General features: G+C 63.2%; 18 protein-coding genes. 9 read left to right on the top strand and 9 right to left on the bottom strand.

Annotation, left to right across the window (positions count from 1 at the left end; translation table 11 throughout):
- Nucleotides 1-34: 34 nt before the first annotated feature.
- The 5 genes from O4H62_RS09925 to O4H62_RS09905 all read left to right on the top strand — a co-directional run bounded on the left by O4H62_RS09925 (nt 35) and on the right by O4H62_RS09905 (nt 5665).
- Nucleotides 35-991, top strand: coding sequence for an AEC family transporter (locus O4H62_RS09925; protein ID WP_269387375.1), 957 nt, complete (start codon nt 35-37; stop codon nt 989-991).
- A gap of 114 nt (nt 992-1105) precedes the next feature.
- Nucleotides 1106-2611: a glycerol-3-phosphate dehydrogenase gene (glpD, locus tag O4H62_RS09920; RefSeq protein WP_269387374.1), complete on the top strand. Its 1506-nt coding sequence runs from the start codon at nt 1106-1108 to the stop codon at nt 2609-2611.
- Between the two features lie 75 nt (nt 2612-2686).
- Nucleotides 2687-4174 (top strand): glycerol kinase GlpK, encoded by a 1488-nt coding sequence (gene glpK, locus O4H62_RS09915; protein ID WP_269387373.1) that lies wholly within the window; start codon nt 2687-2689, stop codon nt 4172-4174.
- Between the two features lie 96 nt (nt 4175-4270).
- Nucleotides 4271-5164 (top strand): alpha/beta fold hydrolase, encoded by an 894-nt coding sequence (locus O4H62_RS09910; protein WP_269387371.1) that lies wholly within the window; start codon nt 4271-4273, stop codon nt 5162-5164.
- A gap of 129 nt (nt 5165-5293) precedes the next feature.
- Nucleotides 5294-5665, top strand: a complete 372-nt coding sequence (locus O4H62_RS09905) for a VOC family protein (RefSeq protein WP_269387370.1) — start codon at nt 5294-5296, stop codon at nt 5663-5665.
- 341 nt (nt 5666-6006) lie between these two features.
- Here O4H62_RS09905 and O4H62_RS09900 read toward each other — a convergent pair whose 3' ends face one another.
- From O4H62_RS09900 to pcaC, 9 genes are read right to left on the bottom strand one after another with little or no spacing between them, the layout of a single operon-like run.
- A complete protein-coding gene (locus tag O4H62_RS09900; RefSeq protein WP_269387368.1) occupies nt 6007-7434 on the bottom strand; it encodes a L,D-transpeptidase in 1428 nt (475 codons plus the stop codon).
- 48 nt (nt 7435-7482) lie between these two features.
- The gene (gene pobA, locus O4H62_RS09895) at nt 7483-8655 is read right to left on the bottom strand and encodes a 4-hydroxybenzoate 3-monooxygenase (RefSeq protein WP_269387590.1); all 1173 of its coding nucleotides are present in this window, start codon (nt 8653-8655) and stop codon (nt 7483-7485) included.
- Nucleotides 8656-8660: 5 nt separating this feature from the next.
- On the bottom strand, nt 8661-9719 hold the full coding sequence (locus O4H62_RS09890) for a 3-carboxy-cis,cis-muconate cycloisomerase (RefSeq protein WP_269387367.1): 1059 nt from the start codon (nt 9717-9719) through the stop codon (nt 8661-8663).
- Nucleotide 9720: 1 nt separating this feature from the next.
- On the bottom strand, nt 9721-10926 hold the full coding sequence (gene pcaF / locus O4H62_RS09885; protein WP_269387365.1) for a 3-oxoadipyl-CoA thiolase: 1206 nt from the start codon (nt 10924-10926) through the stop codon (nt 9721-9723).
- Nucleotides 10926-11720: a CoA-transferase subunit beta gene (locus O4H62_RS09880; RefSeq protein WP_269387363.1), complete on the bottom strand. Its 795-nt coding sequence runs from the start codon at nt 11718-11720 to the stop codon at nt 10926-10928. Before O4H62_RS09880 ends, pcaF begins: the two co-directional genes overlap by 1 nt.
- A complete protein-coding gene (locus O4H62_RS09875) occupies nt 11717-12571 on the bottom strand; it encodes a CoA transferase subunit A (protein WP_269387361.1) in 855 nt (284 codons plus the stop codon). The genes O4H62_RS09880 and O4H62_RS09875 overlap by 4 nt, the downstream gene beginning before the upstream one ends.
- Nucleotides 12572-12585: 14 nt before the next feature.
- Entirely contained in the window at nt 12586-13194 is a 609-nt protein-coding gene (gene pcaG / locus O4H62_RS09870) for a protocatechuate 3,4-dioxygenase subunit alpha (protein ID WP_269387360.1), read from the bottom strand.
- A 1-nt stretch (nt 13195) separates the two neighbouring features.
- A complete protein-coding gene (pcaH, locus tag O4H62_RS09865; protein ID WP_269387358.1) occupies nt 13196-13936 on the bottom strand; it encodes a protocatechuate 3,4-dioxygenase subunit beta in 741 nt (246 codons plus the stop codon).
- Nucleotides 13933-14328 (bottom strand): 4-carboxymuconolactone decarboxylase, encoded by a 396-nt coding sequence (pcaC, locus tag O4H62_RS09860; RefSeq protein WP_269387357.1) that lies wholly within the window; start codon nt 14326-14328, stop codon nt 13933-13935. Before pcaC ends, pcaH begins: the two co-directional genes overlap by 4 nt.
- A gap of 91 nt (nt 14329-14419) precedes the next feature.
- On the opposite strand from pcaC, the gene pcaQ reads away from it, so the two are divergent.
- The 4 genes from pcaQ to O4H62_RS09840 all read left to right on the top strand — a co-directional run bounded on the left by pcaQ (nt 14420) and on the right by O4H62_RS09840 (nt 20840).
- On the top strand, nt 14420-15337 hold the full coding sequence (gene pcaQ / locus O4H62_RS09855; protein ID WP_269387355.1) for a pca operon transcription factor PcaQ: 918 nt from the start codon (nt 14420-14422) through the stop codon (nt 15335-15337).
- A gap of 174 nt (nt 15338-15511) precedes the next feature.
- On the top strand, nt 15512-16282 hold the full coding sequence (locus O4H62_RS09850) for a DeoR/GlpR family DNA-binding transcription regulator (protein ID WP_269387588.1): 771 nt from the start codon (nt 15512-15514) through the stop codon (nt 16280-16282).
- A 272-nt stretch (nt 16283-16554) separates the two neighbouring features.
- Entirely contained in the window at nt 16555-17700 is a 1146-nt protein-coding gene (locus O4H62_RS09845; protein ID WP_269387354.1) for an efflux RND transporter periplasmic adaptor subunit, read from the top strand.
- A complete protein-coding gene (locus tag O4H62_RS09840) occupies nt 17697-20840 on the top strand; it encodes an efflux RND transporter permease subunit (protein WP_269387353.1) in 3144 nt (1047 codons plus the stop codon). Before O4H62_RS09845 ends, O4H62_RS09840 begins: the two co-directional genes overlap by 4 nt.
- The last annotated feature ends 92 nt before the right edge of the window (nt 20841-20932 follow it).

The raw sequence follows: 20932 nt of genomic DNA, 5'->3' as shown, positions 1-20932 counted from the left end.
CGGACTCCCGCGATCAAGCTGCCCGAGTCTCCCGATGCCCCCCTTTGCCGAAACCATCCTCGTCGTCTTCACGCTGATTGCCATCGGCTACGGGACGGCGGCGCTTCGGGTGCTCAAGCCCGAGACCGGCGACGGGTTGTCGGATTTCGTCTTCACCATTGCCGTGCCGCTGCTCTTGTTTCGCACCATCGCCACGGCGACATTCGACCACGGGGCGCCGTGGGCGTTGTGGGTGACCTATTTCACCGCGATCTTCGTGACCTGGAGCTCGGCGCATGTGGCGATCCGGGCGGGTTTCGGCCGTGACGCGCGCTCGGGCGTGGTCGCCGGGGTGACGGCGGGGTTTTCCAACCTGGTGCTGCTCGGCATACCTTTCATGTCGGGCGTCTATGGCGAGCCGGGGCTGGCGATCCTGTCGCAGATCGTTTCGATCCACCTGCCGGTGATGATGGCGGCCTCGATCATCCTGTTCGAATGGGCGCTGAAGCGCGACGGCGCCGGCGCCGGGGCGAAATCGGCGCTCGGGCTGGTGACGGGTTTTCTGCGCCAGCTTGCCTCCAATCCGCTGATCATCGGCATCCTGGCCGGGCTTGTGGTCCGTGTTTCCGGTCTCCCGATACCCGGCGTTGCCGACCGGGTGATCGCCAGCCTGGCCGGCGTGGCGGGGCCGCTGGCGCTGTTTGCCATGGGGGTATCGCTTAAGGGCTACGGCATCCGCGGGCAGGTGCGGCAGGCGTTGGCGCTGGTGTCGCTGAAGCTCATGCTGATGCCGGCGGTGGCGCTCGGTATGGCGCTGCTGCTCGGTCTGCCTGAACTGCAGGCGAAGGTCGCGGTTGCGGCCGCGTCCCTGCCGGCCGGGGTCAATTCATGGCTGATCGCCAACCGGCTGGGGACCGGACAGCGGCTGGCCTCGACCTCGATGACTATCGGCACCGCGCTTGCCGCGGTATCGACAGGCATCTGGCTGCTGATCGCGGAAGCGGTGCTGTAAACGCGGCTAAATTAGAAGTTTGTGCATTGTTTTGCTTTCATTTGTTTTCTTTTGACATTCGCTATTGTTTCGAATTAGAGAATTCGGACGAGATGCGCGTGACAGGGGAGCCCAATGGCGCAGGACAAACTCCATGACGTGTTCGTCATCGGCGGCGGCATCAACGGATGCGGCATTGCCCGCGACGCCATCGGCCGCGGCTATTCCGTCTTCCTGGCGGAAATGAACGATCTGGCCTCGGGAACCTCCTCATGGTCGTCCAAGCTCATTCACGGCGGTCTGCGCTATCTCGAGCATTACGAGTTCCGGCTGGTGCGCGAAGCGCTGAGCGAACGGGAAGTGCTGCTTGCCAATGCGCCGCATATCATCTGGCCGCTCCGGTTCGTGCTGCCGCACCATGCCGACCTGCGTCCGGCATGGCTGTTGAGGCTCGGCCTGTTTCTCTACGATCACATCGGCACCCGCAAGCTGCTGCCGGGCACGAAGACCGTGAACCTGAAGACATCGCCTGTGGGCAAGCCGCTGAAGCCGCTGTTTTCGAAAGGCTTCGAGTATTCCGACTGCTGGGTCAACGACGCCCGCCTGGTGGTGCTCAATGCGCGTGATGCAGCCGATCGTGGTGCCGTGATCCGGACCCGGACGGAAGTGGTTTCGGCCGAGCGCAAGGACGGTATCTGGGAGGTGACGATTGCCGACCGGACAACCGGCGCGCGCGAAATAGTCAAGGCGCGGCTGATCGTCAATGCCGGAGGACCCTGGGTCGACAGAATCCTGTCCGGCGTCGTCGGCCGCAAGGACGTGCACAATGTGCGCCTGGTGAAGGGCAGCCACATTGTGGTTCCGAAACTGCATGACCATGACCGGGCCTACATCTTCCAGAACGGCGACGGGCGGATCATCTTCGCGTTGCCCTACGAGGAGGATTTTACCCTGATCGGCACCACCGACGAGGATTTCACCGGCGATCCGAAGGATGTCGCGATTTCCGATGTTGAGATCGACTACCTGTGCGCGGCGGCAAGCGAATACTTCGCCAGACCGGTGGAGCGGTCGGCCATCGTCTGGACCTATTCGGGGGTGCGCCCGCTCTATGACGATGGCGCGTCGGCGGCGCAGGAAATCACGCGCGAATATGTGCTCAAGCCGGATCAGGGCGAGGGCGCACCGCTTCTCAACATCTTTGGCGGCAAGATCACCACCTACCGCAAATTGTCGGAGTCGATGCTGGAACTGATCGAGGCCCGGCTTGGCAGGAAGGCCGCGCCCTGGACACACCGGGCGGCATTGCCGGGCGGGGATTTCCCGGCCGATGGCTTCGAGGCCGAGGTTGCGCGATTGCAGGAAGACTATCCGCTGCTCGATCCCAAACAGGCCCGGCGTTATGTTCGCCAGTACGGCACGCGCGCGCGGACAATGCTGGGCGCCGCCAGGACGCGGGAGGATCTGGGCCAGCATTTCGGCTACGGGCTCTATGCGCTGGAAGTGGATTACCTGATGGCGCATGAATGGGCGATGGAAGCAGCCGACGTTCTGTGGCGGCGGACCAAACGAGGAATTCGCTTCGACGGGGAGCAGGTGGCGGCACTTGAGGACTACATGACCGCAAGACGCGCGGCGTAAGCGCTGCAAACGAGGCAGCGAGGGTTTGCACACGGCGCGAATTCCGGTCAAATACAGACAGCAGGGGAGGACTTCATGAGCGGATACATTCTCGCGATCGATCAGGGCACCACTTCAAGCCGCGCCATCGTTTTCGATGGCGACATGCGCATCGCCGGGGTGGGGCAAAAGGAATTCACGCAGTTCTATCCGCAGTCGGGCTGGGTCGAGCACGATCCGGAAGAAATCTGGAAAACGGTGGTCTGGTCGGTCAGGCAGGCCCTGAAGAAGGCCGGCGTCGAGGCCTCCGACATTTCGGCGATCGGCATCACCAACCAGCGCGAGACAGTCGTGGTTTGGGAACGCGAAAACGGCAAGCCGATCCACAACGCCATCGTCTGGCAGGACCGGCGGACAGCCTCCTACTGCGAAAAGCTCAAGCGCCAGGATCTCGAAAAGACCTTCACCCGCAAAACCGGGCTGCTGCTCGATCCGTATTTTTCCGGCACCAAGCTGTCCTGGATGCTGGCCAATGTGAAGGGTGCACGGGCGAGGGCGGCGCGCGGCGAGTTGTGTTTCGGCACGATCGACACGTTCCTGATCTGGCGGCTGACCGGCGGCAAGTCGTTCGTCACCGATGCGACCAATGCGTCGCGAACGCTGATGTTCAACATCGAAACCCAGGAGTGGGACGAGGAGCTTCTGAAGGTCCTGCGGATCCCGGCCGGCATGCTGCCGGAAGTCAAGGATTGCGCGGCGGATTTCGGCGTTACCGACAAGGCGCTGTTCGGCGCGGGAATTCCGATCCTCGGCGTGGCGGGCGACCAGCAGGCGGCGACCATCGGCCAGGCCTGCTTCGAGCCGGGCATGCTGAAATCCACCTATGGAACCGGCTGTTTCGCGCTGCTCAACACCGGCGAGGACATGGTTCGCTCGAAGAACCGGCTGCTGACGACGGTGGGCTACCGGCTCGACGGCAAGGTGACTTATGCGCTGGAAGGTTCGATCTTCATCGCGGGGGCGGCGGTGCAGTGGCTGCGCGACGGGATCAAGGTGATCAAGAAGGCCGAACACAGCGGCGACCTGGCGGCTGAGGCCGACCCGGCCCAGGATGTCTACCTGGTGCCGGCGTTTACCGGGCTGGGGGCGCCGCACTGGGATGCGGAGGCCCGCGGCGCGATCTATGGCATGACGCGCAACACCGGGCCTGCGGAGTTTGCCCGGGCGGCGCTGGAGGCGGTCTGCTACCAGACCCGCGATCTTCTCGACGCGATGCACAAGGACTGGAAGCGGTCCGGGACCGACACCGTGCTTCGCGTCGACGGCGGCATGGTGGCGTCGGACTGGACCATGCAGCGGCTCGCCGACATTCTCGATGCGCCGGTCGACCGGCCGACGATCCTGGAAACCACGGCGCTCGGGGCCGCCTGGCTCGCGGGCCAGCGGGCAGGGGTGTGGCCGAAGCAGAAGGCATTCGCCAAGGCCTGGAAGCGCGACCGGCAGTTCAAGCCCGAAATGGACGACAAGACCCGCAACGCCAAGCTGAAAGGCTGGCGCGACGCGGTGCGGCGGACACTGAGCTAGCAGCTTCGGTTTCGTGAGCGTGAGGCCAGGCCGGCTTTGCAGTCTGCCGGCATGCCGGCAACCTCGGTCAGCCCGGAGCTATGGCCAGGAGAAGTGATGCAAGACGCCCGTTCCCGTTTCATCGACTTGAATGGCCATCCTTTCCACTATCTCGAGTGGGGCAGGGAAGGCGCGCCGGTGTTGCTGTTCCTGCACGGTTTTCCCGAATACAGCGGCGCGTGGAGCGAGGTCGCGACACGGCTTGCGGAGTCCTGTCATTGCATCGCGCCCGACCAGCGCGGCTTCGGCCAGAGCTGGGCTCCGCCGGAGATCGAGGCCTATGAAATGCGCGAGCTCGTCGGGGACATGGCGGCGCTGATCGGTACGCTGGGCGACAAGGTCACGGTGATCGGCCACGACTGGGGGGCAGCGGTGGCCTACGGGCTGGCGATGTTCCGCCCGGAACTGGTGTCGCGGCTGATCATCATCAACGGCGTGCATCCAGGCCCGTTCCAGCGGGAGCTGGCGGCGGGCGGGGCACAGACCAGCGCCTCGCAATATATCCGGTTCCTGCGTGCCGAAGGCTCGGAAGACAAGCTCTCCGCGGATGATTTCGGAGGATTGATGAAGCTGTTCTCCGCCAAGATGGACCTGAGCTGGCTGACCCCGGAACGCTTGAAACTCTACAAGGCGGAATGGTCCCGCCCGGGCCGCCTGAAGGCGATGATCAACTGGTACCGGGCCTCGCCACTCAAGGTCGCATCGCCGGGCGAACCGCTGAGCGATGTTCCGGCTCTGCGCAAGGACAGGCTGCAGGTGCGCTGTCCGCATCTTTTGATCTGGGGCGACGAGGATACGGCCTTGTTACCGGCTTGCATCGAGGGGCTGGGCGAGTATGCGGCGGACCTGACTGTCGAGCATGTTGCCGGCGCGGACCACTGGATCTGCCACCAGAAGCCGGATCTGGTCGCCGGGTTGATCCGGTCATGGCTCGACAAGGCAGACGAGTAGACTGCTTTCATCACTGAAGAGACATTCGACGGGAAGCCGGGTTCATCAATCAGGTTTGCCGATTGCCATCATGCGTCTACACTTTGGCGGAGAAGATCCCGATTGCTGATCTTAAAAAGGAACAATGCAATGGAGCTTGGTGCATTCTCACTCAGTCTCGCCGTCAAGGACCTGGCGGCATCGAGAGCGTTTTACGAGAAACTCGGATTTCAGGCCTTTGGCGGGGATGCGGCGCAGGGCTGGTTGATCCTGCACAATGGCGGCTGCGTGATCGGCCTGTTCGAAGGCATGTTCGAGAAGAACATGCTGACCTTTAACCCGGGCTGGCGCGAGAAGGCCGAGCCGCTGGAGGAGTTCACCGATGTGAGGGAGCTGCAAAAACAGCTCAAGACCCGGGGTGTGACGTTCAAGGCGGAAGCGGACGAGGCCAGCAGCGGACCGGCGAGCTTCATGATTATGGATCCGGACGGCAACCCGATCCTTGTGGATCAGCACCGGTGAACGGCTCCAGATCAACCTGAAGTGGCCGGGGGCATGCTTTGCCCGCTTCCTGCGATTCCGATTCCGGCTGGCGTTACAGGCTCTTGATTTTGAAGGCGTTGAAGCGCATGCGCATAGTCAAGTCTTTGCCGGCAGGACGTCTCTGGATGGAGGTCGCGTATGTGTATCCGCGATACGGCATCCACTCGGCCCGCATGTTCGAGGTGATCGGGACCGAAAGACACCCTTCGGCATCCGATCTTGACGGATTCCTGCCATGCTGATTCCGATCGCCGGGCCATGCGCCTGGTTTTTCATGCATTCAAGCGGGCGCGAATATTCGTTCGCGCAGATGCTCCGCCCTACTCGGTGAAGCTCACCGTGACGCCGGGCGCCACCATGCCCGCGAGTTCCTCGGCATCCCAGTTGGTCAGCCGGACGCAGCCGTGGCTCTGGGTCTTGCCGATGGTCGAGGGTTCGGGCGTGCCGTGGATGCCGTAGGTGGGTTTGGACAACGCGATCCAGATGGTTCCGACCGGGCCATTCGGTCCGGGCGGAACCTGCAGGATCCTGTCGTTGTCGCCCTGCTTGAAATTGATCTTCGGATTGTAGGTGTAGCCGGGATTGTGCGCCACGCGCTCGATGGTCACCTCTCCGGAAGGCGAGGGCGTGTCGCTTGAACCGATCGTAGCCGGGTAGGCGGCGAGCAACTTTCCGGCCTCGTCGTAGGCGCGAACCTGCTTGCGCGCCTTGTCGGCGACGATGCGGCTGACCACGCCGGTCTTCTTCTGGCCGATCGCCACGACCTTGATCCGGACTCCGGGAACGCTGAAATTCACGTCCGGGTTGAGTTCCTTGAGATAGGCCTCGTCCATGTGGAAGCGTTCGGCCAGCATCTCCGAGGTCGAGGTAAAGGCCAGACGGTCAAGCCGGGCCTTTTCGGCATAGTCGGAGGGCACCGATGCGATGAACGGACCGGCAGCGTCCTCGGCGGTGATTTCATAGGTGGCGAAGGCGAGCCCGCCCTCCGCCGCCAGGCGGCTGACGATCAGGTCGGTGTCTGCGGGATCGAGCCGCTCGCCGGTGGCCTCGAACCAGGCATCGAGCGCCTTGGCGACGTTCGAGCCCATGCGGCCGTCGATGACGCCGGGCGAGATACCGTTGCGGTCGAGGTAGACCTGAAGCGCGGAGACCTGGGCCTTGGAAAGGGACGGGGCCTTGGCAACAGGCGGAGCCTTTGTTTCGGTCGTGGCCGGGTTTTCTGCGCGCGGTTGTACAGGTTCCTCGACGGTCGGGACCTTGATGATCTTCGGCCTCGTCGGCACGGTTCCAGTCATCGGGTTGAGATCGCGGCGTTCGATGCGGGCGCGGGGCGCATCGGGAAAGGTGTCACGCGAGGCCTGCTCCCGAGGCGAGGGCGGCTCGGGAAATCCAAATGAATCGATCCCGCTTCTGGCTTCGCGCTGCCGGCCGCCGTTCTGCTCATAATACTGCCAGGCCGGGATCTCGAAGCCGATGACCTGGTTCCAGTTGTCGACGAGCAGCCTGCGGCCCTGGTTATCGATGATGAGGCGAACCGAACCGGCTTCGGGGATGTTGCGCATCAACTCGCCATCGACGTCGACGAGAACCGTGCGCTGCCCGCGATACTGGTCGGCAAGCACCGGTGCGACACAAAGCGGCGCGACACTCATCAATGCCGCGGCGAGGAATGCTGCGGCGGGGCGGATGCGGGCGTTGGTCTTCATATGGTCAACCTGCGGCTTGAACGACAACAATGCGGGCATCATTGCCAGAGTCTGCTGAATGCAAGCTGAACAAACGTGCGAAAACCGGCGTCAGTAAGGCAGACCGATGTAGTTTTCCGCGAGTGCGGTTTTCATCGCCTCGGACTCGAGCGTGTAGGCGAGCTCGGTTTCCAGGATGCGGGCCTCGAACGGCGCCTGCTCGGGGAAGCGATGCAGCATCGTGGTCATCCACCAGGAGAACCGGACCGCCTTCCAGACCCGTGCCAGCGCGCGGGCCGAATAGGCATCGAGCAGAGAGGTGTCGCGCTCGAGGAAATGACCGCGCAGGCCCTCGAACAGGTAATGCACATCCGATGCTGCGAGGTTGAGGCCCTTGGCGCCCGTCGGCGGCACGATGTGCGCCGCGTCGCCGACAAGAAACAGGCTGCCAAAGCGCATCGGCTCGGCGACGAAGGACCTGAGCGGTGCGATCGACTTTTCGAAGGAGGGCGCGGTGATCATGGCTTCGGCGGTTTCGGGGGGCAGCCGGCGGCGCAATTCGGTCCAGAACTGGTCGTCCGACCAGGCCTCGATGCTGTCGCCGGCATTGCACTGGATGTAGTAGCGGCTGCGGGTGGCTGAGCGCATCGAGCAAAGCGCGAAGCCGCGGGAATGGCTGGCGTAGATCAGTTCATGGCTGACCGGCGGAACATCGGCGAGAATGCCAAGCCAGCCGAACGGGTAGACCTTTTCGAAGGTCCGGATGGCGTCCTCGGGCACCGCGCGGCGGCTGGCGCCGTGAAAACCGTCGCAGCCGGCAATGAAGCGGCAATCGATGCGGACATCCTCACCCTCGATCCGGCAGGTGACATAGGGCTTGTCGCTGTCGAAATCATGCAGCTCGACGTCGGCGACCTCGTATTTGCTGACGCCGCCGGTTTCCTTGCGGCGGTCGACGAGATCGCGGGTAACTTCGGTCTGCCCGTAGACCATGACGTTTCCGCCACCGGTCAATGTGGCCAGATCGATGCGATGGGTGTCGTTTTCGCAGGTGATGGCGAAGCCGTCATGCGAAAGACCTTCGGCATGCATCCGCGCGCCGGCGCCAGCCTGTTCCAGCAGTTTGACCGCGCCTTGCTCAAGCACCCCGGCGCGCACGCGCGAAAGCACATGGTCGAGGCTGGAGCGTTCGAGGATCAGCGTTTCGATTCCGATGTCGTGCAACAGCTGGCCGAGCAGCAGGCCGGAAGGACCGGCGCCAATGATACAAACCTGGGTGGACAACGTCTTCATGCGGATTTCCCCATTTTTTCAATTGACTCAATCAGTGCAAACGCTGCCAGCAGGCTGGCGCCGGCGGTCTCGCACATCTGCGGCAGGAGCATCCATTCGAGCATCCAGGCCGCGCCCGAGCGCTCCATCTCATGGAGCTGCGCCTGATGCATGCCGGAAACCAGCGTGGCATTGAACCGCGCCAGCGTGACAAGACGTTCGGCGGTGACCGGGTTCTGCTTGTGCGGCATGGCAGAAGACGAGCCGCCACCCGACATCCGGATGTCATCAGAGCCGCGCAAGGCCATTAGCGCCACGTCCTGGCCGATCTTGCCAAGCGTTCCGGTGAGTTCCGACATGAAATTGGCCTGGGCGAGAACCGGGCCGCGAGCCGAATGCCAACTGTGGCCAGGCCAGCGCAGTCCCAACTCGCTTGCGATGGATCGGGCGACGATTTCCGCGTTGTCGCCCAGCGCCTGCAGATCGCCGACCGCGCCGCCGAATTGCAGTACTCGGTTCTCCTCCTGTAGCGCGAAGAGCCGGTCGCGCAGCGCCATCAGGGGCTGACGCCAGGTGGCGATCCGGTCAGACGCATGGAACGTGATGGCGGGTTGCATCCGGGTGATGGCCTGAAGCTCGTTTCCACCGCATCGAGCGGAAAGCCCGGACAGCTGGTCCAGCAGGCCGTGGAGCCTTTCGGAGAGAACGAGGTTGACCGAGGCCAGTGCCTCGATCGTCGCCGTGTCCATCAGGTCCTGGCTGGTGGCGCCATGATGCAGCATGGGCTTTGCCGGGCCCGAAACATGGACGCGCAACTGGCGCACATATTCGGGCACGGGCACGCCGTCGCGAATGCCGGTTTCGGTGATAGCCGCGGTGTCCGGCTCGAAGGCTGCGATCTGCCTGGTCAGATCTGCGGCATCCGCGGCTGCGACCAGTCCTGCCTTGGCCAGGCCGTTTACAAGGGCCTGCTCGAAACGGGAGAAGCTGGCGAACAGGGTTTCGTCGGAAAAGCGCTCCGCGATCTGATGATCGCTATAGAGCCCAGCCGCCCATCTCTGTCCGCCAGCCGTCATCTCAGACCCGCTCGAGGGCGATGGCGATGCCCTGACCGACGCCGATGCACATGGTGGCGAGCGCCAGCTTTTCATTGCGGACCGCAAGTTCCAGCGCGGCCGTGCCGGTGATGCGGGCGCCGGACATGCCGAGCGGATGGCCGAGCGCGATGGCGCCGCCATTGGGGTTGATATGTTCGGCGTCTTCCTGAAGTCCGAGCTGGCGCAGGACGGCAATGCCCTGGCTGGCGAAGGCTTCGTTGAGTTCGATGACGCCGAAGTCGGATGGTTTCAGGCCAAGCCGGGCGCAGAGCTTCTGTGTTGCCGGAGCAGGGCCGATGCCCATGATCCGGGGTTCGACGCCGGCGGTGGCGCCACCGAGAATGCGGGCGATTGGTGTGAGCCCATGCTTCTTTGCCGCAGCTTCGCTAGCGATGATCAGCGCTGCCGCGCCGTCGTTGACGCCGGACGCATTGCCCGCAGTTACCGAGCCGCCGGCGCGGAACGGGGCCTTGAGCTTTGCCAGCTGTTCGAGCGTGGTATCGGAACGCGGATGTTCGTCGGTGTTGACAACGATCGGATCGCCCTTGCGGCGCGGGATTTCCACCGCAACGATTTCCTTGTCGAAGCGGCCGGACGCCTGTGCCTTGCCGGCGCGGGTCTGGCTTCTGAGCGCAAAAGCGTCCTGGTCGGCGCGGCTGATGCCGAAATCCTCGGCAACGTTCTCGCCGGTTTCCGGCATGGAATCGACGCCGTACTGCGATTTGAGCACCGGGTTGATAAAACGCCAGCCGATGGTGGTGTCATAGATTTCGGCATTGCGCGAAAAGGCCGTGTCGGCCTTGGGCATGACGAAGGGCGCGCGCGACATGCTCTCAACGCCGCCGGCGAGCACCAGCTCGGCCTCGCCGGAGCGGATGATGCGGGAAGCGGCCAGCACGGCATCCATGCCCGATCCGCACAGGCGGTTGAGCGTGGTGCCGGGCACCGAGACCGGAAGGCCTGCAAGCAGGGTCGCCATGCGGGCGACATTGCGGTTGTCTTCGCCGGCCTGGTTGGCGCAGCCGTAATAGACTTCCTCGATTGCGTCCCAGTCGACGGAGGTATTCCGGTCTTTCAGTGCCCGCAGCGGAATCGCGCCCAGATCGTCGGCGCGGACGCTGGACAGGGCGCCGCCGAAACGGCCAATCGGGGTGCGGACATAATCACAGATGAATGCTTCGGCCATCAGGCGGCTTCTCCGGTTTTGCCGCCGGAATGGGCGGCTTTGGTGCGTGCGTTGAGATCGCGCAGTGTCGACAGCTCGATCCCGGTTGGCGCCGGGGTCTCCTCGAGCTTGTCGGCGAACCGCACGGTCCAGCCGCATTCCGCCTGAACCATCTCGCGAGTCACGCCGGGGTGCATGGAGACCACGGTGAACTCACGTGTTACAGGATCGGGCTTCCAGACTGCAAGGTCTGTAACCATTAGGGTCGGGCCCTTGGTGGTAATCCCCAGGCGCTGGCGGTGGTCTCTGCCTTCGCCGTGGCCGAAGCTGGTGAAGAAGTCGATCTTGTCGACCATGGCGCGCTTCGACTGCTTGAGCGTGATGAAGATCTCGCCGCAGGAGGAAGCGATCTCCGGCGCCCCGCCGCCGCCGGGCAGGCGGGTCTTGGGATGATCGTAGTCGCCGATCACCGTGGTATTGATGTTGCCGAAGCGGTCGATCTGGGCGGCGCCGAGAAAGCCGACCGTGACGCGTCCGCCCTGGAGCCAGTAGCGGAACATCTCGGGCACCGAGACCGTGGTGACGGCCGTGTCGCAGAGCTCGCCGTCGCCGATCGACAGCGGCAGAACCTGCGGAGCGGTGCCGATGGTGCCGCTCTCATAGATCAGGGTCACGTCCGGCGCATGGGTGAGGCGGGCGATGTTGCAGGCGGCTGATGGCGCGCCGATGCCGACGAAGCACACATCGGTGTTCTTGAGGGCGCGGGACGCCGCAATCGTCATCATTTCATTGGAGGTGAAATCAGTCTCGCTCATGCCGCGCTCCTGAGGTGTTTGATCCGGTCGGCGAAATCCTCAGGCCTGGCGTCGAGAACATTTTCCTTCATCCAGGCGAGGAACGTGTCGCGCTCTGCGGCGATCTTGTCCCAGGCGATGTAGCTCGCATTGTCGCGCGAATAGTAGCCATGGGCGTAGGATGGATGGGCGCCGCCGGGCACCAGGCAGATCGCGGTGACGGCCCAGCCGGGCAGGACGCAGGCATTGGGATGGGCGTCGAGATCGTCGACGATCTCCTCGACGGTGACGACAGAGCGCTTGGCGGCGAGAACGGCTTCCTTCTGGACGCCGACGATGCCTTCGATCAGCACATTGCCCTTGCGGTCGGCCTTCTGGGCGTGGATGAAGGTGACGTCGGGGCGGATCGCCGGAACCGCTGCCAGTTCTTCGCCGGTGAAGGGACAGGTCACCGACCTGATGTTCGGGTTGACCCTTGCCAGTTCTGCGCCTTTGTAACCGCGGAAGGCGGCAAAGGGCAGGCCGGCCGCACCGGCCTCATAGGCATTGGCCATGGCCGCGTGGGAGTGTTCCTCGATTTCAATGGCGTGCGGCCAGCCGTTTTCGACCGAGTCGCGCAAGCGGCGGAGCAGACCGACGCCGGGATTGCCGGCATAGGAGAAGATCAGCTTCTTGACCGCACCCATGCCGATCAACTGGTCGTAGACCACGTCGGGCGTCATGCGCACCAGGGTGAGATCCTTGATGCCCTGGCGGATCGCCTCATGCGCGCTGGCATGGGGGATGAGATGGGTGAAACCCTCGAATGCGGCGGTATCACCGGAGTTGAGATTTTGCGCCACCGCTTCGGGTAGCGTCATGAATTGTGCCATGACCTGCGTCTTTCTCAGATATCGAAGAATACGGTTTCCTGCGGACCCTGCAGGTGGATGTCGTGGCTGTATTTGCCGTTGCCGCCCTTGGCGATCAGCGTCGGCACCCGGTCGCGATGCTCGATGCGTGCCAGCACCGGGTCGCCGGCATTGGCCTCGGCCTCGTCCTCGAAATAGATCCGCGTGTTGAGACCCAGATTGATGCCGCGGGCGACGATCCAGACATTGATATGCGGCGCCTGCAGCCGGCCGTCAGGAAAGGCAACCCGGCCGGGCTTGATCGTCTCGAAACGGAAGATGCCGGTCTCGCCATCGGCGGGGGCTCGACCCCAGCCGGAAAAACCTGGTTCGGCCCGTGTCTTGTATGTCCCGTCGGCGTCGGCCTGCCAGATTTCGACAAGCGCGTCCTTGAGCGGATTGCCGCCGCCGTCAATGACCCTGCCTTCAAGCGTGATCCGCTCGCCCTTGGTGTTCTCACCCACCATCGTGGTGCCGAGATCATTGGCGTAGACGCCGGGTATTCCGCAGAAATTCGGAGTGAGCCCGATATGAACATAGGGGCCGGCGGTCTGCGAAGGCGATTCCTTGAGAGGATAAAGCGGTGGGGTGATCGGGGTTACCATGTCAGTTTCCCTCCAGTCTGTTTTCAAACAGTGTCGAGCGGCTGCCGCGCAGGACGATGTCAAAGCGATAGGCCAGCGCATCCATCGGGGCGCTCGCGTTCATGTCGAGCCGGGCGGTGAGCTGATCGATGGCCTTGGGGTCATTGATGGTGCGCACGATCGGGCAGCGCGGGATCAGCGGGTCGCCTTCGAAATACATCTGCGTGATCAGCCGCTGGGCAAAGCCATGGCCAAAGACCGAGAAATGGATGTGCGCCGGGCGCCAGTCATTCGGACCGTTCGGCCAGGGGTAGGGGCCGGGGCGGATGGTGCGGAAGGCGAAAGCGCCGTCATCGCCCGACAGGGTCCGGCCGCAGCCGCCGAAATTGGGATCGAGCGGCGCGAGATAGCCGTCCTTCTTGTGGCGGTAACGTCCGCCGGCATTGGCCTGCCAGAACTCGATCAGCACGTTCGGGACCGGCTGGCCACGCTCGTCGAGAACCCGGCCATGGACGATGACGCGCTCGCCGATGGCGCTCATGCCGGGGCTGGCGAAATTCAGCACCAGATCATTGTCGAGAGGACCGATCATGTCGTGGCCGAAGGCCGGGCCCGTCGTCTCGGACAGGGAATTGCCGAATGCGATCAGAGCGCGGGACGGCGACCGCAACACCGAGGTCTTGTAGTCAGGCGTGTAGGCCTTGGGGTGCCAGGACCTGTCCCTGGGGAAAAAATTGGCGATCGGTGTCTGGTTGGATTTCATGCCTTGGATCCTCCCGATGTGGATTTCATCTCCGCCAGTGTCCGCTTGGCGATGCGAAAGGCCGTGTTGGCCGCCGGCACGCCGGCATAGATCGCCACGTGCATCAGCGCTTCGCATATATCTTCTTCGGTCGCGCCGGTGTTGGCCGTCGCACGGACATGCATGGCGACCTCTTCCTCGTGGCCGAGGGCGGCCAGCAGCGCAATGGTGACGATCGACCGGTCGCGCATGCTCCAGTTGGGGCGGGACCACAGCTTTTCCCAGGCGCTGACGGTGATCAGATCCTGAAACGGCGCATCGAAGGAGGTCGTGGCCGCGATCGCCCTGTCGACATGGGCATCACCCAGCACTGCACGGCGCGTCCGCTCTCCGCTGGATTTCGTTTCAGCCATCAGATCCTCCCTGCCAATTCACGATCTACTTTACATACTGGATTGGAAATGAATAATGATTTTTTATTCCTCTAATAATAGCGAAGCCGGTATGGGTATATCACGACGCATCAAGATCCGGCATCTGGAGGCTTTCGTCGAGGTGGCCCGCCAGAAGAGCGTCGGCCGCGCGGCGATCACCCTGTCGCTGACACAGCCGGCGGTGACGCGCACCATCCGTGAACTCGAGCAGATTGTCGGCACGCCGCTGATCGAGCGGGATGGCAGGGGCATCCGGCTTTCGCATCAGGGCGAGGTGTTTCTCTCGCATGCCGGCTCCGGGCTTGCCGCCGTGCGGGGCGGCATCGCGGCGCTTGCCAATGTTGCGACCGCGGCTGGACCGCCGGTGCGCATCGGCGCATTGCCGACCGTGTCCGCCACCATCATGCCCGGCGCGGTGGTTGATTTTCTGGCGTCGGGACTGAAGAGCCCGTTGAGGGTGACGACAGGCGAGAACCGCGTTCTGCTCGACCAGTTGCGCAAGGGCGATCTCGATCTGGTGATGGGGCGAATGCCGGCGCCCGAGAACATGACAAGCCTGCGCTTCGAGCAGCTCTACCGCGACCGGGTGGTGTTCATCGTCTCCAACAAGCATCCGCTCGCCGGACTGCGGCAGGTGGCGGCGGATATTCTGTCGCGCCATCCGGTGCTGGTTCCGCCGGCGGGATCGATTATCCATCCCTTCGTAGAGCGGGTGATGCTGGAACAGGGGATGGCGCCGCCGGTCCAGGCGGTCGAGACGGTGTCCGACAGTTTCGGCCGTGCCTTCCTGCGCGCGACGAATGCCATCTGGATCATCTCCCGCGGTGTCGTCGCGGCCGAACTTGGCTCCGGCGAGTTCGTCGAGCTACCGATTGACACGGGAACGACCATGGGAGCGGTGGGGCTGATCACCCGCGACACCGACCGGCCGCATGACGCCGCGCTGTTCTTTGCCGATATTCTCAGGCGGCGTACGGCGCAAGGTTGAGCGGCGGCGATCTGAGGACCCCGATCATGAATTTGCGGAAATCCGCTTCGGCATCGGCAGAAAAGTGTGGACCAGGATGGTGTTGCTCGAACTGCAGCGAAGAACACATTGTGATGTTCGTTTCTTTCGTTTTAAAATGAACTCGAAACTAGGACGCTCCGAAAAACCATGCTTATGTACCTTGCCCCGCGCCATTCGGAAATCATCGAACTCGCCAAGACGGAAGGCCGGGTTCTGGTTGACGATCTGGCGGCCCGGTTCGAAGTGACGCCGCAGACAATCCGCAAGGATCTCAACGACCTGTGCGAGCGGCAATTGCTTACCCGCATCCATGGTGGCGCGGTAATCCCGTCGAGCACCCAGAACATGGAGTATGCGCAGCGCGGCAAGATCGCAGCCGAGGAAAAACAGGCAATCGGCATGGCCGCTGCCGCGCTGATTCCCGACAATGCGTCGCTCTTCATCAATATCGGCACTACCACCGAGGCGGTGAGCCAGGCTCTGCTCAGGCACGGACGGCTGATGATCATCACCAACAACATCAATGTCGCCAACCGGATGCGCCCCTATACCCAGTTCGAGGTGGTGATCGCCGGCGGCGTGGTGCGCGCCTCCGACGGCGGCATCGTCGGGGAGGCGGCGGTCGATTTCATCCGCCAGTTCAAGGTGGATTACGCGGTGATCGGCACCTCGGCTATCGATCCCGACGGGGCGCTGCTCGATTACGATTTCCGCGAAGTGAAGGTGGCGCAGGCCATCATCGCCAATGCAAGGCAGGTCATTCTTGTCGCCGACTCGACCAAGTTCGAACGCACAGCACCGGTCCGGATTGGACATCTCGAACAGGTCGACACCTTCGTCACCGATCAATGCCCGGACGAAAGGGTGCGGAAGATCTGCCGGGATTTCGATGTCGAACTGATCGAGACCATGCGGCAGCCCTGAGCGGACTTGCGGCGAAGCCGGAATGAGTTCCGGTCTGATCGACAGCTAGTATCGCAGATCCGCTATCTGTTGCGTGGAAGCCACGGTGTAGGTGCATTAGGCATAAAGAGGCCGATTCTCGGCCATGGCGCTTTTTTGGTCTTGCCGTTGCCACTATATAGCCGGAAACGCAGGTATCCGATTTCAATCGATTTGCAGCCAACATGCGCGTTATCAGGCAATCCGGATTGTGATGTGCCTCTGCGCAGAACTAATTTGAGAGCAGGTTCGCTATGGCCAAGCCAAGGTTTCACACCGTCGCAGCATTCGTGGTGCTGGCTGTATCGGCCGCATGGGTACTGACGGGCGAGTTTTCGTCAATTGGCAGCGCTGCAAACGAAACGCCCGGTGACGAGCCTCAGTCCACCCAGGCTGCGGCCCCTGCGGAAAAGGTATTGCGCACCGTGGCGGTGATCGAGCCGGATTTTGTCCAGCACAACCGCATCATCCGGATCTCGGGCGTGACAAGCCCGGACAAGCGCACGACGCTTGCCACCCGCAGTGCCGGGATTCTCGGCGAACTGAAGGTGAAGAAGGGCGACAGGGTTCAGGCTGGCGACGTGGTGCTGGTGCTGGATGGCGCTGAAAAGCGGGCGATGGTGGAGACCGCGAAAGCGCTGCTGGACCAGCGCCAGAAGGAAGCCGAGAACATCGAACGTCTGGTCAAGAACGGGATTTCTCCGACGACGCAGAGCGACAGCGCCCGTTCGGCGCTGGCCTCGGCGCGGTCTCAACTGGAAGCGGCGCAGGCTGATCTCGATCGCCTGACCGTGGTGGCGCCGTTTTCCGGCATCATCGACCAGGTGATGGTCGAGGAAGGCAGCTGGCTGCCGTCGGGTGAAGCGGCGGCGGTGCTGCTGCAGCTTGATCCGGTGGTGGCGCTTGGCGAAGTCAGCGAGCGCGAGATCTCCTCTGTCAGCGTCGGAAGCGAGGCCGACGTGAGGTTGATCAGCGGGGACGTTGTCTCCGGGATCGTGCGGCACGTCAGTCTTGAAGCGACCGCGGGCACACGGACGTTCCCGATCGAGGTTGCCATTGCCAACCCGGACAACAAGCTCCCGGCCGGCATGACCGCGGAAATCATGATCAAGTCCGAAGCCGTGCAGGCCGTCAAGCTGCCGCGCTCGGTGGTGACGCTGGATGCGGCCGGCAATCTCGGCTTGCGTATCCTCAATGCCGACAACACGGTTGGCTTCGTGCCGATCGACCTGATCGACGACTCACCCGCGGGCTTGGTGCTGAGCGGGGTTCCGCAGAATGCCAAGATCATCGTTGCCGGCCAGGATCTGGTCAGTGACGGCGAGGTGGTCAATGCGGTGCCGGCTGACTCTACCCTGATCACCGGTTCGACCGTCACCACTGCGGAGCGGTCGCAATGAATTTCGTCGATGTCGCCATCCGCAATGCGCGATTGACGCTGGCGGTTCTTTTGTTCCTGATTGTCGCGGGAACGATGTCCTATATCTCGATTCCAAAGGAAGCCGAGCCGGACATCCAGATCCCGATCATCTATGTGAGCCTCGGCTATTCCGGGATCTCGCCGGAGGATTCTGAGCGGCTGTTGCTCAGGCCGGTCGAGACCAAGCTCAAGAACATCACCGGCATCAAGGAGATGCGTTCGACCGCCTATCAGGGCGGCGGCAACGTGATCATCGAATTCATGGCCGGCGCCGATCTTTCCAAGGCGCTCGACGATGTGCGCAACAAGGTATCGGACGCCAAGCCGGACCTGCCGCAAGGTGCGGATGAACCGACCGTCAACGAGGTCAACATCTCCGAATTTCCGGTGCTGGTGGTCACGCTTGCCGGCGACGTGCCCGAGCGCGCGCTGACCCGGGCGGCGCGTGAATTGCGCGACCGGATCGAGGAAGTCAACGGGGTGCTCGATGCGTCGCTGCAGGGCGCGCGCGACGATCTGGTCGAGGTGATCATCGATCCGGTCAAGCTGTCATCCTACGGGATGCAGCTCGATCAGCTGATCGCCGGTGTCAATGCCTCGAACTCCGTGGTGGCCGCCGGTGCGCTGGAAGGCGTTGAGGGTCACTATGCGGTCAAGGTGCCGCTGCTGATCGAAACCGCCGAGGATGTCGCCAACCTGCCGATCATCGCCGGCTCAAACGCGGTAGTGCGGGCACGCGATCTCGCCACCATCCGCTCGACCTTCAAGGACGCGGAGACGATCACGCGGCTCAACGGCAAGCCGGCCATCGCCATCGAAGTGTCCAAGCGCACCGGCGCGAACCTGATCGAGACGGTGGATGCGGTCAAGGTGGTGGCCAATGAGTTCAAGACGCTGCTGCCCGAGGGCGCCGAGATCGGATTCAGCCAGGACAAATCGACCTCGATCCGGCAATTGCTCAGCGACCTGCAGAACTCGGTGCTGACGGCGGTGATCCTGGTGTTCATCGTCATCCTCTACGCGCTGTCGGGCCGGGCATCCTTGCTGATCGGCTTTGCCATTCCGGCGTCGTTCCTGATGGGGATCCTGGCGTTGTCACTTGCCGGGTTGACGGTCAACATCGTCGTCCTGTTCAGCCTGATCCTCGCTGTCGGCATGCTGGTCGATGACGCGATCATCGTCACCGAATTCGCCGAACGGCGGATGAGCGAGGGCATGCACCGGAGAGAGGCATTCTCACTGGCGGCCAAGCGTATGGCCGGGCCGGTTGTGGCGGCGACGTTGACGCGCGTGGCGGCCTTCTCGCCGCTGCTGTTCTGGCCCGGGATGGTCGGCGAGTTCATGAAATACATGCCGATCACGTTGATCGCCACGCTTTCGGCCTCGCTGCTCTATGCGCTGGTGTTCACGCCGACGCTGGGGGCGATGTTCGCCAAACCGACCGTCGAGGATGGCCCCAAGCGCGACGGGCTCTACATGCGGTTCGTGGCGCGCGCCGTCCGGCATCCGTTCATCGTGGTGTTCTTCACGCTGGCGGCGCTGGTCGTGGTGCCGGTCGTCTACGGCAAGTACGGCAAAGGCGTCGAATTCTTCCCCAATGTCGAGCCCGATTACGGCCTGCTTTACGTACATGCGCGTGGCAACCTCTCTCTTGACGAGAAGGATGCGGCTGTCCGCATGGTCGAGAACCGGATTATCGGCTGGCCGGACCTGACCAGCGTCTACACCCGCGTCGGCAAGGTCAGCGGCGGCGGCAACGATGTGGCCGAAGACGTGGTGGGCGTGATCCAGTACGAGTTTGTCGACTGGCGCGAGCGCAAGCCGGCAGGCGAGATCCTTGATGATTTCCGCCGCGAACTGACGGGATTCCCCGGCGTCGACATCGAGGTCCAGGTGCCGCAGGGCGGTCCGCCGACCGGCAAGGCGATCCAGATCCAGCTGTCTGCCGCCGATCCCTCCGGTCTCGCCGAGGTGGCGCGCAAGGTCGCGGCGCAGCTCAAGCAGACGCCGGGCGTGATCGATATTTCCGACGGGTTGCCGCCGCCCGGAGTCGACTGGGAGATCAAGGTCGACCGGTCGGTCGCCGCCCGCTATGGCATCGGCCCGGCTTCGGTCGGCACCGTGGTGCAGCTCGTCACAACCGGGCTGAAGCTGACCGATTATCGTCCGGCCGGCGCCGACGATGCCGTCGATATCAGGCTCAGGCTGCCCGAAGACCGGCGGACGCTTTCGACCCTTGACGATCTTAGGATCGAGACCAGCCAGGGCTCGGTGCCGATTTCCAACTTTGTCACCCGCGAACCGGCGGCCAGCGTCGGCACGCTGACCCGGATCGACGGGGTGCGCACCATCACCGTTCAGGCCGGGATCAGCGAAGGTATCCAGGCCGATCCGTTGCGCCAGGGCATTGTTGCCGAATTGGAGAAAGCCGATCTCAACGCGTTGGGGATCCGCTGGAAACTGGCGGGCGAGGATGAGGAGCAAAAGGCAGCCGGTGAATTCCTGAGCAAGGCGTTCGGTGCGGCTATCTTCCTGATCTTTGTCGTGCTTCTGGCCCAGTTCAACAACTTCCTGTCGGTGGCGCTGGTGCTGTCGGCGGTGGTGATGTCGACCATCGGCGTGTTCCTGGGGCTCTTGATCATGGGCCAGCCGCTCGGGATCGTGATGACCGGGATCGGCATCATCGCGCTTGCTGGCGTGGTGGTGAACAACAACATTGTGCTGATCGATACTTATGATCATCTCAGGCGTGAGGGCAGCGACAAGCTCGACGCCATTCTCGAAACCTGCCGCGAGCGCGCCCGCCCTGTGGTGCTCACCGCTGTCACCGCGATCCTCGGCGTGCTGCCGATTGCTTTCGGATTCAATCTGGAAATCATGGCGCATGAGACCACCTATGGCGCGCCGTCGACGCAGTGGTGGGTCTCGCTGTCGAGCGCGATCGTTTTCGGCCTGGCGTTCTCGACCATCCTGACGCTGGTGGTGACGCCATCGCTCCTGATGATCGTCACCCGTTCGAAGGACAGCAAGATCACGGCCTGGTGGCAACGGATGAAAGCCCGTGTCGGGCTTGGCGGCACGCAGGGCCTGCCGGCCGCACGGAGTGAGGCTGCGGAGTAGCGGCTTCCTTTATTCGCGTGATGACCTGTTCAAAGGGCCCCGGGATGTAACCATCCCGGGGCCCTTTGTCATGGGCGAGGTGCCGGTTCGAT

The organism is Parahoeflea alexandrii (assembly GCF_027214025.1).
GTDB lineage: Bacteria > Pseudomonadota > Alphaproteobacteria > Rhizobiales > Rhizobiaceae > Hoeflea > Hoeflea alexandrii_A.
The sequence above is the reverse complement of the archived record's forward strand: the minus strand, read 5'-3'. Positions and strand labels throughout refer to the sequence as shown.